14 protein-coding genes are annotated in these 16,567 nt (G+C 48.6%); 11 read left to right on the forward strand and 3 right to left on the reverse strand.

What is annotated here, in order from left to right; all coding sequences use genetic code 11:
- Positions 1-74 precede the first annotated feature (74 nt).
- The 3 genes from DWZ61_RS14385 (at position 75) to DWZ61_RS14395 (ending at position 926) form a co-directional block, all read left to right on the forward strand.
- Complete coding sequence (locus tag DWZ61_RS14385) at positions 75-452, forward strand: GNAT family N-acetyltransferase (protein ID WP_118539297.1); 378 nt, start codon at positions 75-77, stop codon at positions 450-452.
- A 106-nt stretch (positions 453-558) separates the two neighbouring features.
- The gene (locus DWZ61_RS14390; RefSeq protein WP_118539299.1) at positions 559-795 is read left to right on the forward strand and encodes an ATP-binding protein; all 237 of its coding nucleotides are present in this window, start codon (positions 559-561) and stop codon (positions 793-795) included.
- The gene (locus DWZ61_RS14395) at positions 777-926 is read left to right on the forward strand and encodes a hypothetical protein (protein WP_182427098.1); all 150 of its coding nucleotides are present in this window, start codon (positions 777-779) and stop codon (positions 924-926) included. Before DWZ61_RS14390 ends, DWZ61_RS14395 begins: the two co-directional genes overlap by 19 nt.
- A 107-nt stretch (positions 927-1,033) precedes the next feature.
- Here DWZ61_RS14395 and arcC read toward each other — a convergent pair whose 3' ends face one another.
- Positions 1,034-1,969: a carbamate kinase gene (arcC, locus tag DWZ61_RS14400; protein ID WP_118539303.1), complete on the reverse strand. Its 936-nt coding sequence runs from the start codon at positions 1,967-1,969 to the stop codon at positions 1,034-1,036.
- Between the two features lie 92 nt (positions 1,970-2,061).
- Positions 2,062-4,119 (reverse strand): methyl-accepting chemotaxis protein, encoded by a 2,058-nt coding sequence (locus DWZ61_RS14405; RefSeq protein ID WP_118539305.1) that lies wholly within the window; start codon positions 4,117-4,119, stop codon positions 2,062-2,064.
- A 286-nt stretch (positions 4,120-4,405) separates the two neighbouring features.
- Here DWZ61_RS14405 and DWZ61_RS14410 point away from each other — a divergent pair, with 286 nt between their 5' ends.
- Both DWZ61_RS14410 and DWZ61_RS14415 read left to right on the forward strand, forming a co-directional pair.
- A complete protein-coding gene (locus DWZ61_RS14410; RefSeq protein WP_118539307.1) occupies positions 4,406-5,533 on the forward strand; it encodes an acyltransferase in 1,128 nt (375 codons plus the stop codon).
- The gene (locus DWZ61_RS14415) at positions 5,530-7,491 is read left to right on the forward strand and encodes a hypothetical protein (RefSeq protein ID WP_118539309.1); all 1,962 of its coding nucleotides are present in this window, start codon (positions 5,530-5,532) and stop codon (positions 7,489-7,491) included. The genes DWZ61_RS14410 and DWZ61_RS14415 overlap by 4 nt, the downstream gene beginning before the upstream one ends.
- Positions 7,492-7,587: 96 nt before the next feature.
- On the opposite strand, the gene asnA is transcribed toward DWZ61_RS14415, so the two are convergent.
- Positions 7,588-8,598: an aspartate--ammonia ligase gene (asnA, locus tag DWZ61_RS14420; protein WP_118539311.1), complete on the reverse strand. Its 1,011-nt coding sequence runs from the start codon at positions 8,596-8,598 to the stop codon at positions 7,588-7,590.
- 224 nt (positions 8,599-8,822) lie between these two features.
- Here asnA and DWZ61_RS14425 point away from each other — a divergent pair, with 224 nt between their 5' ends.
- The 6 genes from DWZ61_RS14425 to DWZ61_RS14455 all read left to right on the forward strand — a co-directional run bounded on the left by DWZ61_RS14425 (position 8,823) and on the right by DWZ61_RS14455 (position 16,567).
- The gene (locus DWZ61_RS14425) at positions 8,823-10,148 is read left to right on the forward strand and encodes a putative DNA modification/repair radical SAM protein (protein WP_347475453.1); all 1,326 of its coding nucleotides are present in this window, start codon (positions 8,823-8,825) and stop codon (positions 10,146-10,148) included.
- A 168-nt stretch (positions 10,149-10,316) separates the two neighbouring features.
- Positions 10,317-11,084: a TIGR03915 family putative DNA repair protein gene (locus DWZ61_RS14430; RefSeq protein WP_117464833.1), complete on the forward strand. Its 768-nt coding sequence runs from the start codon at positions 10,317-10,319 to the stop codon at positions 11,082-11,084.
- Between the two features lie 268 nt (positions 11,085-11,352).
- Positions 11,353-11,577, forward strand: a complete 225-nt coding sequence (locus DWZ61_RS14435) for an HPr family phosphocarrier protein (protein ID WP_022312539.1) — start codon at positions 11,353-11,355, stop codon at positions 11,575-11,577.
- A gap of 267 nt (positions 11,578-11,844) precedes the next feature.
- The gene (locus DWZ61_RS20280; RefSeq protein WP_022312540.1) at positions 11,845-14,466 is read left to right on the forward strand and encodes an ATP-dependent DNA helicase; all 2,622 of its coding nucleotides are present in this window, start codon (positions 11,845-11,847) and stop codon (positions 14,464-14,466) included.
- A 262-nt stretch (positions 14,467-14,728) separates the two neighbouring features.
- Entirely contained in the window at positions 14,729-16,042 is a 1,314-nt protein-coding gene (locus tag DWZ61_RS14450; protein WP_118539315.1) for an alpha-amylase family glycosyl hydrolase, read from the forward strand.
- A 189-nt stretch (positions 16,043-16,231) separates the two neighbouring features.
- A complete protein-coding gene (locus tag DWZ61_RS14455) occupies positions 16,232-16,567 on the forward strand; it encodes a PadR family transcriptional regulator (RefSeq protein ID WP_118539317.1) in 336 nt (111 codons plus the stop codon).

A 16,567-nucleotide genomic window follows, 5' to 3' on the forward strand; every position in this document is an offset into this window, starting at 1 on the left:
GGATTATCATCCCACTTTTATGCTCATATCGGGGCGGGGCCTAAGGTCTTTCACCCACCTATGAGCAAGCTCATGTGGGCTTAGACCTTTTGACCCTGGCATCATATAATAAAGATAAGCTTATTGCAGCAAGCTTTGCATTTGAAGGTGGTTTGTTCTTCTCTAAGTCTATTACTGATTGGATGGAAATTCCTGGCAATAAAATTATGTGTCATGAACTCGTTGTGGTTGATATGGAATATAGAGGTAATGGTATACAGAAGAGCTTCATGGATGCTACTATAAGAGAAGCTAGACAGATGGGTTATGATACTATTTGGTGTTGTGCTCATCCTAATAATACTCCGTCTGTATGTAGCATAGAGAGTACAGGCTATAAATTTGCCGATCAGTTTGTTGTAGATGGCTGGCCTAGGAATGTTTATTACAGAAGTACATCTATACAGAGATAGCAATTATTTAGAGGGAGAGTATAAGTTAAGTATGGCATGGTATGCAGAACGAAAAGGAAAATGTTGGTATTGTATCTGTGGTGTAGAAATGAAGTAGGATGACAAGGTGGGAATCCGGTTTCGTGTGAGGGATAACGGTATCGGAATGAGTCCGGAGTTCCTGCCGCACCTGTACGATCCGTTCTCCCAGGAGCGTTCCGAGGAAAACATCACGGAGAATCTGATGGATGCCAGAATTTTACTGGTGGAAGATAACGAGATCAACATTTATGTGGCCCAGCTGATCCTGGAAAAAGCCGGATGTGTGGTGGAGATTGCAAAACGGTGCTTATCATTGCCATGACAGCGGATGCCTTTGAAGAGGAGAAGAAAAAGATACTGGAGGCCGGAATGAACTATCACTTGTCCAAGCCCATCAACCCGAAGACATTGTATAATATCCTGTCGAACCATCTGACCGGAAAGGAAGCATAGAGATCAGAGATATATAACCCAGAGATATTAGAATCATGACATGTAAAAAGGAGGTATCCGTGGCGGATATCTCCTTTTGTGTTGCCTTAACTGCTTCCGATATAAAATTAAGCGGTGATCACGGTGCCGGCCTTGCCCCTGATGGCATCCTTGACGTGATCCATGGAAGTGATCAGGACCTTTCCTGCTGGAACCTTCTCCAGATAAGCAATGGCTGCCTCGATCTTGGGAAGCATGGTGCCTTCCTCGAACTGACCTTCTGCCATCAGTGTCTTGGCTTCCGCAACGGTGAGAGTCTCCAATGCAGTCTGATCCTCTTTGCTGTAATTTTTATAAACGCAGGGAACACTGGTCAGGATGATCAGCTCATCACAGTTTAAGTCGGAAGCCAGCTTACCGGCGATGGCATCTTTCTCAATGACAGCGGAAGCACCCTTCAGGGCATGCTTCTGCTCGATGACGGGAATTCCGCCTCCACCGCAGGCGATAACGACCTGATCTGCGGCTGCCAGAGCACGGATGGCTTCAATCTCTACAATATCAATGGGCTTGGGAGCTGCAACTACACGGCGGAAGCCCTTGCCGGGATCCTCCTTGACATAGTTGCCCTTTTTCACCTCAATCTCAGCATCCTCTTTGGACATATAACGGCCGATGACCTTGGTGGGCTCATAGAAAGCCTCGTCATAAGGGTCTACGGTTACCTGGGTGAGGATAGTGCTGACCGGCTTGGAGATACCGCGGTCCAGCAGCTCTGCCCGGAGAGAGTTCTGGATATCGTAGCCAACATAACCCTGACTCATAGCGGAGCAGACACACATAGGTGCGGGGGTATAATCGATGTAGACACGACGCAGCTCTGTCATGGCCTTGTGGATCATGCTGACCTGCGGACCGTTACTGTGGGTGATGGTCAGCTGATAATCAGCCTCCACCAGATCTGCCAGTGCTTTTGCGGTTACTTTTACCGCATCCCACTGCTCGGTAGTGGTATAGCCCAGGGCATCATGTCCCAGAGATACGACAACTCTTTTTTTGCTCATAAGATTACCTCTCTATATGTATTTTCCTAAGAATTTCTTTGTCAAAAGATGTTATCAGTATAACATATTTTCTCCAGGGTGTATAGCCATTTCTATACAATGAAACCTTCCAGAATCGTAGTCAGCTCTTCTGAGCGGGCTGCCAGTGCGGAGGTAGCTTTGTCCAGATCCTGAATAGCCTGCAGCTGTTTTTCGGCAGCAGTCTGTACATTGGAGGACCCGGCAGCAGTTTCTGCGGATACTGCGGAGATACCGGAGATGGCAGACAGGGTAGTGGTGCGCTGGTGTTCCATTTCCGACACGCCTGCATTGATCTGCTGCAGGAATTTCAGAAGCTCTGTTACCTTGGAATCTATCTCACGGAAGGAGTCTGTGGTACTGCCAACGGACTGGTTCTGATCCGCTACAATGCCCTCGGCCTGTCTGGCAACCTGCGTAGCTTCGTCAGTGGTAATCTCAATCTCTTCGATGATCCTGGAGATTTCACCGGAGGAGTGCAGGGACTGATCCGCCAGCTTCTGGATCTCCTGAGCGACCACTGCGAAGCCTCTTCCGGATTCGCCGGCTCTGGCAGCTTCAATGGAAGCGTTAAGGGACAGGAGGTTGGTCTGCTCTGCAATCTCATTAATGGCTTCAGTGATGGAGCCGATGGCTTTGGATTTCTCGTTCAGCCTGCCGATGGTATCTACGATGTTGGAGGTGATCTGCATGGTGGAAGAGGTGTTCTCCTTCAGATGTTCCACGGATTCGATACCGGTATGGATCGCAGCGGTGGTGCCGGTGGCAAGCGCACTGATCTGGTCAGAATGTGAGGATACGCTGCCGATGGTGTCGGACAGAGAGTCCATCTGCTGCAGGCAGTCCTCAGAGCTTTCATCCAGTTTTTCGATACCCTGGCGCATTTCGCCTACCTGATTCTGGATATCCTGGGAGGTCGCCAGGAAATGTGAGGAAGCCGCAGACATATCGGTGGCAGCCCGGGATAATTCTTCATTGACATCCTTCAGCCCGGATACCAGCTTCTTCATGTGTGCGATCATATCACAGATGCCATCAGCTAATAGCTGGAATTCGTCATTGCGCTTGGAGTGGACTTCGATCGTCAGATCTCCGTCAGAGACTTTTTTCAGCCGGCGGATAAAATAGTAGATGGAGCCGCCATACTGTCCGGCCAGCAGAGACCCTAGTAGGATCGCCACGGCACTTGCTGCAACGACAAGGATCAGAGATACATTTTTAATCTCCGCTGTCTGACCGATGATATTTGCCTGAGGGATCAGGGCACAGATCATGGCATTACGGGCACCGATCTTGGAATAGAGAAAAAGATATTCGTCGCCTGCCTCTTCCACATAGGAGGAGCCGTTGTCTTCCTCAGAGGCAAATGCTTCATCTACATAGGATTTGCCGACAAACGTATTTTCTGCCGCTGTATCGGACCGGGAGGAGAGGTATTCGTTGCCATCGCAGGTGACAAAGCCTACGAGACTGCCCTCACCGCCATCCAGGGAGGATAAGGAGGTATCCAGGACACTCGGTTTGAAATCAATGATCAGGATCGCCGGAGCGTTGGAGAAATATCTGGCGAGGCGGACACTGTATTTGGAGGAATCCGTGCCAAGCTTTGCATCGACCTCGGACTGGTTGCCGAAAAGGTAATATTTTGCCCTGTCCGCAGATAAAATCTGCCCCTGGGAGCTTTCCAGGTACGCACTTAAGAGACCGGTCTCCTTCGTTTTCGTGGTAGAGATCGTCCGCTCTTTGTCGGAGAGCACGTAAATATTGGAGAGCAGGGCATCCGTGGTCACGGCTTTGATAAAGGTGTCTTCATAGGTGTTTGGAGTATTGTACAAGGTAGTGGCATCGTTATCATACAGACCGTTCAGATACTGCTTCAGGGTATCCTCATTCATATATCCCTTGTAGTTGGACTGGACCGTGTCAAAAGAAAGCGTCAGGTACTGATTCATCATGCTGACGGTCTGGTCTACGGAGTCACGGTAGGTTGCAATGATCTGAGTGGTAGCCTTCTGATAGGATACGAAGCCTAAGACAATGATGAAGACCACAGGGATCAGAAAAGCGAAGATCAGCTTAAAGCGTATCCGCTTCCAGAGAGGAATAGGGTTTTTCTTGGTATTTTTTGTCAAAACAGACACCTCCGATGCAGATTAGTATTGATAGATGCATTTTACCAAAGTTTTACACAAATATCTACATCAATATGAAAACGATTTCCTAAATTAACATCTTTATCAGGCAGAATCTGGGCGGAATCGCTTTTGCTTTACATAATATGTTACAAAGTAATATAATGATACCAGGGTCAAAAGGTCTAAGCCCACATGAGCTTGCTCATAAGTGGGTGAAAGACCTTGGGTAGAATTGTGGTAGTGCGTAGCACGAAGCAATGGCAGGAAGGAAACGGGAATCGATATGCAGAAAAAAGAACGTATGGCAAATCTGGAAGTACTGCGCTGTGTGGCAATGATGATGGTCGTGGTGCTGCACTATCTGGGCAAGGGAGGACTGTTGCCGGATCTGACGGCGCCTTTATCGGTGCAGGATATGGTAGCCTGGCTGTTGGAAGCATTCTGCATTGTAGCTGTGAATGTGTATATGATGATCAGCGGATACTTTTTATGCGAAAGCTCTTTTAAACTGAGCAGGCTGCTTACACTGTGGCTGCAGCTGTGGCTGTATTCTGTGGGCATCGGTGTGCTGGCGGTGGTGACTGGGATCGTTCCCGCGGCGGAAGTCAGCACTCACTATTATCTGACCCTGTTGTTCCCGGTGACTATGGGACATTACTGGTTCCTGACAGCGTATCTTTTCTTATATATATTGCTCCCCTTTGTGGGAATGGGACTGCGGCGGATGACGAAGCAGCAGTTTCAGGTGGCATTAGTATTGCTGTTTGTCACCTTCTGCCTGTTAAAATCTGTGCTGCCCTTCCGGCTGGAAGAAGACGGTAAAGGCTATGATTGTCTCTGGTATCTGTGTGTATTCTGCGCGGCGGCTTACCTGCGCCGATTTGGAATCCCGTTTTTACAGAAAAAATCCCGGGCATTATTGTTGTATCTGATCGGTATCTTCGGAACCTTTGGAGAAGCCATGCTTTTGCACCTGTTTTATTTGAAAACAGGCAGTCTGGAGCTGATCCTGAAGATTCCGTATGAGTATAACCATATTTTCCCGTTTCTGGCTTCACTGGGGCTGTTCTGCCTGTTTTTGGACAGCAGCATACAGGGAAAGATCGGCAGTGTGGCGGTGAGGATCGCGCCCTATACGCTGGGAGTGTATCTGCTGCATGAAAATCTGGGTGTGCGCTATGCCTGGCAGAAGTGGCTTGGTGTGGAGCAAATCGACGGTGTACTGCCGTTGCTGTTGTGGACGGTACTTGTTGTTGTGGTAGTATTTGTACTGGGAATTCTGGTGGATTTTGTGCGGAAAGCTATCTGCGACGGACTGCATAAGATATTCCTGCATATCCGTCCCTATCGCAGTCTGACAGAGAAAATACGGGACGTAGATACTATGTTCAAAAGAGAGGTAATGGAGTGACAGAGATAATAAAAAATAAAAAAGCGGGTATTGACAGTCAGAGACGTCTCTGGGAATTTGTATTCGTGGCAATCCTGGTGCTGTATCCTCTGCGGCATATTGCCTGGGGACTGGATCTGTGGGATACCGGTTACGGCTATGCGAACTTTGAATATATGGGGACGCAGCATATGGATCCCATGTGGCTGTTTTCCACCTATCTGACCACAGCCATCGGACATTTTTTCAGTTTGCTGCCCGGGGCCGGGACTTTGATCGGCATGAACTTTTATACCGGACTGAGTATCAGTCTGCTGGCGGTGCTTGGGTATTATTTCTGCACGAAAGTACTGAAGATCCCGGCACTTCTGGTATTCCTGGGAGAATTTACGGCGGTGAGCTTCTGCTGGTGCCCCACGGGCTCTTTTTACAATTATGTGACCTACGTGTTCTATCTGGTATCGGTGGTCTGTCTGTATCTTGGCCTTGCCCGGGGGAAAAAGGGGTGGCTGTTTGCCGCCGGAGTAGCGCTGGGCTGTAATGTGCTGTCCCGATTCTCCAATCTGCCGGAGGCGGCCATGATCGTGGGCGTGTGGGCTTACGGAATCATCTGCTGGCTGGAAGCGCGCAAAGAGATTGGAAAGAGTCTCGGTCAGGCTGGGGAGACGACAGAAACTGCGGAAAAAATAAAAGCGCGGAAAAAGGCAGCGGGGGTGAAACTCCGTAAGAAATTATTACAGGATACCGGCATGTGTCTGGCGGGGTATCTGACGGCACTGCTAGTATTATTCGGTTATATCCAGATCTGCTACGGCATGGATGAATATGTGAAGGGCATTCTGCGACTGTTTTCCATGACGGAGGTGGCAACGGACTATACGGCTGCATCCATGATCATGGGCATGTTCGACTGGTATTTTCAGAATCTGTACTGGGAGATCCGGATGTGCGTGTTCTTTGTAGTGGGGATTGTCACTGTGGGAGTATTGGAACTCATCGGCTCCTACGTGAGAAAAGATACAGTAACAAAGGTTCTGCGGATCCTGGAATGGGCGGGAAGTATCGCACTGGCGGCTGTGATGGTGTTCTGGCTGTACCGCCAGGGCTTCTGTGCCAGAGAATATACGAATTACGGTGCCATTATCTGGCCCGGAGTGACGTTTTTGACATTGACTCTGCTGGTGACCCTGTGGCGGATATTTACGCCCTCCGCGCCGAAGGAAGAAAAGCTGATCAGCGGACTGATCTTCCTGATCGTATGGATCACTTCCCTGGGCAGTAACAACAAGCTATACCCCAGCATGAACAATCTGTTTCTGGCATTGCCCTATATGTACTGGCAGTTCTACAGGTTCTGCAAATATGTTGGCAGCTTTCGGTGGAAGCGGATCACCATATCTGCTATGCCGGTAAAATGTCTCTTGGGCGCTTTCTTTCTGTTGTTCTTTGTCCAGGTAGGACTGTTCGGCAGAAACTTTGCATTTGCCGAAGGTACCGGCATACAGGACATCGATGCGCAGGTGACGAATAATGAGACATTAAAAGGTGTGTGGATGAGCGAGGAACGGGCCGGATGGATGCAGGGGATCTCAGAGTATGTGAATGAACGGGGACTTGCCGGAAGAGATGTACTGATCTACGGACAGATCCCGGCGCTGTCTTATTATTTACAGATGCCTGCAGCGTTCAATCCCTGGCCGGATCTGGATTCCTATCAGATCGCACAGCTGGAAGAGGATATGCATAAGATGCAGGAGCGGATGGACGCGGATGCGACTTACCGTCCGGTGATACTGTTAGAGAAAAAATATGCTGTGTATCTGGAAGCGGGAGAGGATGCCCTGGAAGCATTACAGCCCACGGAAAAAGAGCGCAGCCTGATCGTGGATAATCCGAAGCTTTTGCTGATCGGGGATTTCATGGATGCGTACGGATATGAGAAGACTTTTGAAAATGAGAAATTTGTGATTTATGAATAAGCGTTAGACACTATAATAAAAAACCCGGAATATAGGTCATCATGTATTCCGGGTTTTTATAACAAAGCTTGCTTGTTATTTGCGTATTGCGGTTATTTATAACAGCTGTAAGCCGTTTTCCTCTGCAATTTTCATGACTTCATCGGACCACAGAGAACACTGTACTTCACCGATGTGAGCTTTGCGCAGGAAGAACATACAGATACGGGACTGACCGATACCACCGCCGATGGTAAGGGGAAGCTCGCCGTCAATAACTGCCTTGTGATAAGGAAGTTCTGCACGCTCAGGGCAGCCGGCCTTCTGTAACTGGTCTAACAGAGCCTTCTTGTCTACACGGATACCCATGCTGGACAGCTCCAGAGCAATGTCCAGAACCGGATAATATACCACGATATCAGCATTCAGCGCCCAGTCATCGTAGTCCGGTGCACGGCCATCGTGAGGCTTGCCATTCTCTAAGGTCTCACCGATCTGCATGATGCAGACAGCGCCTTTTGCCTTGGCAATGTAGTATTCCCGCTCCTTCGGGGAGTAGTCGGGGAACATCTCTGCCAGCTCACTGGTAGTTACAAAGAAGATGTCATGAGGAAGGATTTCTTCGATGTAGTCGTAATGGATGGACATATACTTCTCGGTCTTGCGAAGAACCTTGTATACGGTGCGGACGGTTTCTTTCAGAGTCTCCAGATTCCGCTCTTCCTTCGTGATGATCTTTTCCCAGTCCCACTGATCCACATAGATGGAATGGATGTTGTCGGTCTCCTCATCCTGACGGATGGCACTCATATCGGTGTAGAGACCTTCGCCGGGCTGAAAACCGTATTTCTGCAAGGCATAACGCTTCCATTTGGCCAGAGACTGTACGATCTCTGCTTCACGGTCTCCCTGTGCTGCAATATGGAAATTCACGGGACGCTCCACACCGTTCAGATTATCGTTCAGTCCGGATGTAGGATCCACAAATAAGGGAGCAGATACACGCAGCAGGTGCAGACGCTCTGCTAACAATCCCTGGAAAAAGTCCTTCACTGTCTTAATGGCAACCTGTGTCTCGTACAGGTTCAGCTGAGACTTATAATTTTTAGGTATGACAATATCTGACATACTGACCTCTCATTCTGCCGCCGGGCGGCGTGTGTTACAAAATATTCCTATATTATTTAACTGCGAAATGCACGATTTTGCAAGCCTTTTTTCGGAAAAAATAACCACTTGCAAAAATCGAACATATGTGCTAACTTGAATATACACAAGAACAAACGTTCTGATTCTGGAAATTTTCGGTAAAAGGCGGTGATAATGTGGAATATCTTATACAAAATGGGGAATTGTCCATCAAGCAGAAGCTGGAGATCCTGACCGATGCAGCCAAATATGATGTGGCCTGTACTTCCAGTGGGGTGGAACGTAAGGGCGACGGGAAGCACATGGGGAACTGCACGAAGGCCGGGATCTGTCACAGCTTTTCTTCGGATGGCAGATGCATTTCTTTGTTGAAGATTCTGATGACCAATGAATGTATCTTCGACTGTAAATATTGTCTGAATCGAAAGTCCAATGATGTTCCCAGAGCCACCTTTACCCCGGAGGAGATCTGTACACTGACTATGGAGTTTTACCGGCGTAATTATATCGAGGGACTGTTTTTAAGCTCCGGTATCATACAGGATCCTACTTTTACCATGGAATTGTTGTATCGGACCATATGGCTGCTACGGAATCAATACCATTTTAACGGCTATGTCCATGTAAAAGCGATTCCGGGAGCGGATCCCGAACTGGTGGAGCGGATGGGGTATCTGGCAGATCGTATGAGCGTGAACCTGGAGCTGCCCACGGCGGAGGGGCTGCGGACACTGGCACCGAACAAGCACCGGAAAAATATTCTGACGCCCATGCGGCAGATCCAGAATGGAATTCATGCGAATAAGGAGGAACTGATCCTGTACCGCAAGAGCCCTGTTTTCGTGAGTGGCGGGCAGTCTACCCAGATGATCATAGGGGCAACCCCGGAGACGGATTATCAGATTTTAAATGTAGCAGAGAATCTGTATCAGAAGTTTGAGTTAAAGCGTGTGTTCTATTCCGCTTTTGTAAAGGTCAATGAGGACAAGAGCCTGCCGGCGCTTCCCGGGGGGCCGCCGCTTCTGCGGGAGCATCGTCTGTATCAGGCAGACTGGCTGCTGCGGTTTTATGGGTTTAAGGCGGAGGAACTGTTGGACGAGAAAAGACCGTTTTTTAATGTGATGCTGGATCCCAAGGAGGACTGGGCGGTGCGGCATCTGGAATGTTTCCCGGTGGAGATCAACCGGGCACCTTATGCAGATCTGCTTCGGGTGCCGGGGATCGGCGTGAAAAGCGCCAGACGGATCCTTAGTGCCAGGAGGAGCACAAAGCTTACGTTTCAGGATCTGAAGAAGCTGGGCGTGGTGATGAAACGGGCTGTTTATTTTATTACCTGTGGTGGCAGGATGATGTATCCCACGAAGCTGGAGGAGGACTATATCGTGCGGAATCTGACGGATCCGAAGGAACGGATCCGGTTCGGCAGCGATGGCATGAGTTACCGGCAGATGACCTTGTTTGATGATGGGATGTTCCCGAACGGGGTACGGCAGGAGGAAGTGCTGCCTGCAGCAGTGGGAGAACTGTAGCGCACAGCGTACAGGGAAACATTTCCTGACTGCCTGCATTGGCAGGTAAACGTAAGGTCCTGTACCGGTAGATGACGGCCGTTTGCAGAAGCAAGGCAATGCAAAATGATAGGTTGACAGCGGCAGAAGGGGAAGAGAACAGAAACAGCGGGAGGTGAAACTTATTATATGAAAATATATCATTGCGAGGATTCGTTAGAAGGGATATTCACTGCCATTTATAATACTTATGAAGATCATTCTCCCGTTCGGGACACCATGGTCACGACCATCGAGGAGAATCTGTTGTTCTCTGAGTCTGTGGAGGTGGTGCCGGATCCGGAGAAGACGGTGAAGGTGATCCGGACATTGAAACGCAGATTTGGGGAGGAAGATTATGAGAGCCTGTGTCTGGCTCTTTCATCCCCGAAGCCGGAAAAGGCCCAGGCGGTATACCGTACCATTGCAAAGGGGCTTTCCGAGAAGTGTCCGCCGGGACATCTGCTGGATGCCATGGCAGACACGTATGTAAACCAGACCTTCAGCCTGGCCAGAGGCGCCGGGAATGAGTATCACCATCTGAAAGGATTTACGCGGTTTGAAGAACTGGAGAATACAATCCTCTATTCGAAGATCGCGCCGAAGAATAATATTCTGACCTTTCTGATGGTGCATTTTGCAGACCGCTTTCCCATGGAAGACTTTCTGGTGTTCGATGCAGGCCGGTATCTGTTCGGAATACATCCGGCGGGAAAGCCCTGGTATACGCTGCAAGGGAAGGATGCCTGGGAGAAAGTAAGATCTGAGACGGAGAAACTGTCCGCTGCGGAACAGCACTACCGGGAACTTTTCCGTTCCTTCTGTCATACAATAGCCATAAAAGAACGTGAAAACAGGGATCTGCAACGAAATATGCTTCCGCTGAGGTTCCAAGAATATATGGTGGAATTTCGGTAGATTTCGCCAATTTGGGATTTATATTTTACCGCGGTAACGCAACAAATATACAAAACGCCGAAAAGGTTTTCCATACGGCGAACATATATTGTGAAAATGATAACAGAGTGGTAAAAATGCCCAAAATGTGCGTTTTCTGGAAGAAAAAAACAGCTTTACATTTGGGGATGGTTGGCTATAATAGTAATGATTTCAGATGTGAGGGGAAAGTACCCGGTGTATTATTTTACTTACGATCGAACTTACTATTGAAAGGAAGGAACAAGAAATGTTAAAGACGATCCGTTTGACACCTGAAGACGTGAAACATTTTGTTGATGTAGCTTCAAAGTGTGATTTTGATATTGATATATGCTATAACAGATACGTAATCGATGCCAAATCATTCCTTGGAGTGTACGGATTGGATTTCACGAAGCCGTTGACCGTGTCCTATGACGGCTACAATGATAAATTCGAAGAGATGCTGAAGCAGTGTGCGATTGCATGTTAATGCACTGACAGGTCAGTATTTCTCAACAACAGAATGTCATTTGACTACCCAGGTAAGATAGAGTACTATTTACCTGGGTAGTTTTATTATATGATGCCAGGGGACAAAGGTCTAAATCCACTTGAGCTTGCTCATAAGTGGATGAAAGACCTTTAGCCCCGCCCCCACGATATGCGAATAGTGGGGAGGCTTGTGAGAGTGCGCAGCACGGAACAAGCCGTAGGCATCTGGGTATCGTAGGGACTTGTTTGAGGGAGGTGAAGTCACATGGCAGGAGAAGTCAGAATATCGGTACGTAATCTTGTAGAGTTCATCCTGCGCAGTGGCGACATCGACGACAGGAGGCAGGGATCCCCGGAGAATGCCATGCAGGAGGGCAGCCGGATCCACCGTATGATCCAGCGCCGTATGGGTGCGGAGTATCAGGCAGAAGTGGCATTAAAATACACCCATCCCACGGAGGACTATGTCATCATCGTGGAAGGGCGGGCCGACGGCATCATCGAGCAGAATGGAGAGACCACCATCGATGAGATCAAGGGAACCTATAGAGATCTGTCGAAGCTGAAGGCACCCTTGCCTTTACATATTGCCCAGGCGAAATGCTACGCCTATATGTACAGCCTGCAAAAGGAGCTGCCCTATATCCGGGTGCGGCTGACCTATTGCAATATAGAGACGGAAGATATCCGCTATTTTTATGAAGATTATGAATTCGTCAGACTGGAAGCCTGGTTCCAGCAGCTGATCAGTGATTACCGCAAATGGGCGGACTATACCTGGCAGTGGAGAGAATTGCGGCAGCAGTCCATTGCTGAGCTGCAGTTTCCCTTCGACTATCGGGATGGACAGAAAGAGCTGGTCAGCTATGTGTACCAGACCATTTATCATAAGAGAAAATTATTTATTGAAGCTCCTACGGGAGTCGGTAAGACCATATCCACGATCTTTCCCACGGTAAAGGCCATGGGAAAGGATATGGGAGACAAGCTGTTCTATCTCACCGCCAAGACCATCACCCGGACGGTGGCGGAGGACACCTTTTCTTTGCTCAGGCAGAAGGGACTGCGCTTTAAGAGCATTATCCTGACAGCCAAGGAGAAGATCTGTTTTCAGGGTCATACGGAGTGCAATCCGGAGCAGTGCCCTTATGCAAAGGGGCATTTTGACCGTGTCAATGAGGCTATCTATGATCTTCTGACCCACGAAGAGAGCTTTACCAGAAGCAAAATAGAAGAATATGCCCTGAAATATCGGGTATGCCCTTTTGAATTCGGACTGGATTTAAGTCTGTTCGCAGATGGAATTATCGGAGATTATAATTACCTCTTTGATCCCCATGTGTATCTGAAACGTTTCTTTGGAGATGGCAGTCAGGGTAATTATGTATTTCTGATCGATGAGGCACATAACCTCTTAGAGCGGGGCAGGGAGATGTACAGTGCACCGCTACGGAAGGAAGATCTGTTGGAACTCAAGCGGGAGATCAAACAGACAATCACGTCGGAAATGGAAGAAGCAGCCCAGAAAAAGCGTGATAAAGACGGGATTTCCGGGCAGATGACATTAGAAATGACAGGTATGTCAAAACAACTGCCACAAGAGATTACCCTGGAGGAAACAGACGGTACCGATTCCCTCTATGTAAGGGGACACAAAGGGAAAAAGTCTGACGGAAAGAGTACCTTTGTTCGGGAAGGCTATGCGGAACGGATCAGCCAGCTGCTGGAGAAATGCAACGCACAGCTGCTGTCCATGAAGCGGGACTGTGACGGGTACCGGCTGGTGGATGATATTGACATGCTGGTGCAGCCCTTGACCAGACTGCACGCTGTGATCAGTGATTATCTGGAGGAGCAGGAGAAGGTCAGCCTGGAAGTACGGGAGAATCTGCTGGACTTCTATTTCAAGCTCAGTCATTTTCTGGATATTTACGAGAGACAAGATGAAAACTATGTGAAATATACCAGATTGTGTGAGGATGGCAGCTTTGAACTGAAGCTGTTCTGCGTGAATCCCAGAGAAAACCTGAAGGAATGCATGCTCAGAGGACGCAGTACGATCCTTTTTTCCGCTACCTTCCTGCCCATCCAGTATTACAAGAACCTGCTGGGCGGTGAGAAGGAGGATTACGAGGTGTATGCCCACTCGGTGTTTGATCCCGAGAAGCGTACCATACTGATCGCCGGGGATGTGACTAGCAAGTTCAGCAGAAGATCCCAGGAAGAATACTACAATATTGCCCGTTACATTCACGAAGTGGTGAAGAACCGGCACGGCAATTACATGATATTTTTCCCGTCCTATTCCTTTATGAATCATATTTACGAGATCTATGAACAGTATTTTATGACAGAGGAAGAAGAATGTCTCGTCCAACAGGAATCCATGAATGAGGAAGAGCGTGAATACTTCCTGAATCGCTTCCGGGGCAATGAGGAATGTGACCTGCAAAGTCTCATCGGTATGGAGATCGAGGAGGAAGAGGAGCAGACGCTGATTGGCTTCTGCGTGCTGGGGGGAATCTTCGGAGAGGGCATCGATCTGAAGAAGGACAGTCTGATCGGAGTCATTGTAGTAGGAACCGGACTGCCCCAGGTAGGCTGTGAGCGGGAGATCCTCAAGGGCTATTTTGATGAGGACGGAGAGAACGGCTTCGATTATTCCTACCGCTATCCGGGAATGAATAAAGTATTGCAGGCGGCAGGCCGCGTGATCCGGACGGCGGAGGATGTGGGTATCATTGTTCTGCTGGATGATCGGTTTCAGCAGTATTCCTACCGGAGATTATTCCCCAGAGAGTGGGAACAGGTGCAGCCTGTGACCGTGGATACGGTAGCCAAAAAGGTGGAGCGCTTCTGGGATGCCTGGTTGTGGCAAAAGGGATGATTTTCAATGTGATACACGAGTTGATATCCGATATGACAATCCACATAACCACATATGACACATGTGTATATGTGGATAAGTCGGTGGATTTTGTGGATTATTTGTGGTTTTACACAGAAAAAACGACAGACGGTTCAAAAATGGTGTATAATAGCAAAAGAATTGATGTGGACAAATAAATAAAAGCAGTACTGAACCAGTCAATGGAAAAGCATTACGAGTACAAGGTATGAAATTAAGGCAGAAAGGAATGGTAACTAATATGTGGGCGTATGAAAGTGTTTTTTATCAGATCTATCCCATGGGATTCTGCGGAGTTCCTTTTGAAAATGACGGAGTACAGAGACATGAGATCAAACATGTGGAGGACTGGATCCCCCATATGCAGAAGCTGGGAGTGAACGCGGTATATTTCTCCCCGGTATTCGAATCGGATACTCATGGTTACAATACCAGAGATTATCGTAAGATCGATGTGAGACTGGGAACCAACGAAGATTTTAAGGAGGTCTGCGACGCATTGCACAGGGCCGGGATCCGGGTCGTGCTGGACGGTGTGTTCAATCATGTGGGCAGAGGCTTTGCCCAGTTCCAGGATGTGATCCGCAACCGGGAGAATTCACCGTATGTGAACTGGTTCTACCGGATCGACTTCGGTGGCAATTCCAATTACAACGACGGACTCTGGTATGAGGGCTGGGAAGGCTGCTTTGATCTGGTGAAGCTGAACCTGCAGAATCCCGATGTGGTGAACTATCTGCTGGACAGTGTCAAGGGCTGGATCGATGAATTCGGTATTGACGGTCTGCGACTGGATGTGGCTTACAGTCTGGATGAAAATTTCGTCAGAAGACTGCGGGAAGTAACCAGCGCTTACAAACAGGATTTCTTCTTATTGGGAGAGATGCTTCACGGAGACTACAACCGTCTGATGAACGATCAGATGCTGCATTCCGCAACGAACTACGAGTGCTACAAGGGACTTTACAGCAGTTTCAACAGTATGAATATGTTCGAGATCGTACATTCCCTGTTACGTCAGTTCGGACCGGAGAACTGGACCCTGTATAAGGGCAAGCATCTGCTGTCCTTTGTGGACAACCACGATGTGACCCGTGTGGCAAGTATTTTGAACAACGAGAATCATCTGCCGCTGATTTATGCCATGGCATTCGGCATGCCCGGCATTCCCTGTGTCTATTACGGAAGTGAATGGGGCTTCAAGGCCCGCAAGGAAGACGGCGATCCTGCACTGCGCCCCTGCTTTGATAAGCCGGAGTGGAATGGTCTGTGTGACTGGATCAGCAGACTGGCAGAGGCAAAGAAGCATTCGGAAGCATTGAATTACGGTGCTTTCCGTTCAGTACTGCTGACCAATAAGCAATGCATTTTCGAAAGAAAGTCGGAGCATGAGAGAGTCATGGTGGCTATCAATGCGGATGGAGCGGATTTCATGGCGCATTTTGATGCCGGATGCGGCACGGCGGTGGATCTGATCACCGGAGAGAAACATGACTTTGGCGGCGGCAGTCTTCTGCCGGCGTACAGTGCATATTTCTGGCTGATGGAAAACTAACGGAGTAGCCCCGGTCATGATGGCAAAGCCATTGTGGAATCTTTGGAAAGTCTTTAGAATTTCTTACGGTTTCTCTATATTGACGCATGATATTATATGCCGTATAGTATAGCTACAGAGCAATACTATACGGCATATAATATTGTAAGGAAAGGCGGATAGCCGCAAATTTCAGAGAGGAGCGATAGGATGCTTTTTAATACAGGAGCAGCTCTGCTGGATGCTATCGTACTGGCGGTGGTGGCCCGGGAATCGGAAGGAACCTACGGCTACAAGATCACGCAGGAGGTCCGGCAGGTGATCGAATTGTCGGAATCCACCCTGTATCCCGTGCTTCGGCGATTACAGAAGGACGAATGTCTGGAAGTCTATGACCGGGAATGCAGTGGCAGAACGAGGCGTTATTACAAAGTCACCAGCAGAGGTTGGGCGCAGCTTCATTTATATGAAAGTGAGTGGCGCAGCTACAGCGATAAGATCACGGGATTGTTTGAAGGAAAACTAAGTGACAGGTCAGAGGCGTAA

The organism is Clostridium sp. AF34-10BH, assembly GCF_003478095.1.
Taxonomy (GTDB): Bacteria; Bacillota; Clostridia; order Lachnospirales; family Lachnospiraceae; genus Acetatifactor; species Acetatifactor acetigignens.

What these genes read in the sequence shown, in the direction of transcription:
- arcC (WP_118539303.1), bottom strand. Translation starts at nt 1,969, where the DNA reads ATGAGCAAAAAAAGAGTTGTCGTATCTCTGGGACATGATGCCCTGGGC.
- asnA (WP_118539311.1), bottom strand. Translation starts at nt 8,598, where the DNA reads ATGTCAGATATTGTCATACCTAAAAATTATAAGTCTCAGCTGAACCTG.
- DWZ61_RS14410 (WP_118539307.1), top strand. Translation starts at nt 4,406, where the DNA reads ATGCAGAAAAAAGAACGTATGGCAAATCTGGAAGTACTGCGCTGTGTG.
- DWZ61_RS14435 (WP_022312539.1), top strand. Translation starts at nt 11,353, where the DNA reads ATGTTAAAGACGATCCGTTTGACACCTGAAGACGTGAAACATTTTGTT.
- DWZ61_RS20280 (WP_022312540.1), top strand. Translation starts at nt 11,845, where the DNA reads ATGGCAGGAGAAGTCAGAATATCGGTACGTAATCTTGTAGAGTTCATC.
- DWZ61_RS14430 (WP_117464833.1), top strand. Translation starts at nt 10,317, where the DNA reads ATGAAAATATATCATTGCGAGGATTCGTTAGAAGGGATATTCACTGCC.
- DWZ61_RS14455 (WP_118539317.1), top strand. Translation starts at nt 16,232, where the DNA reads ATGCTTTTTAATACAGGAGCAGCTCTGCTGGATGCTATCGTACTGGCG.
- DWZ61_RS14450 (WP_118539315.1), top strand. Translation starts at nt 14,729, where the DNA reads ATGTGGGCGTATGAAAGTGTTTTTTATCAGATCTATCCCATGGGATTC.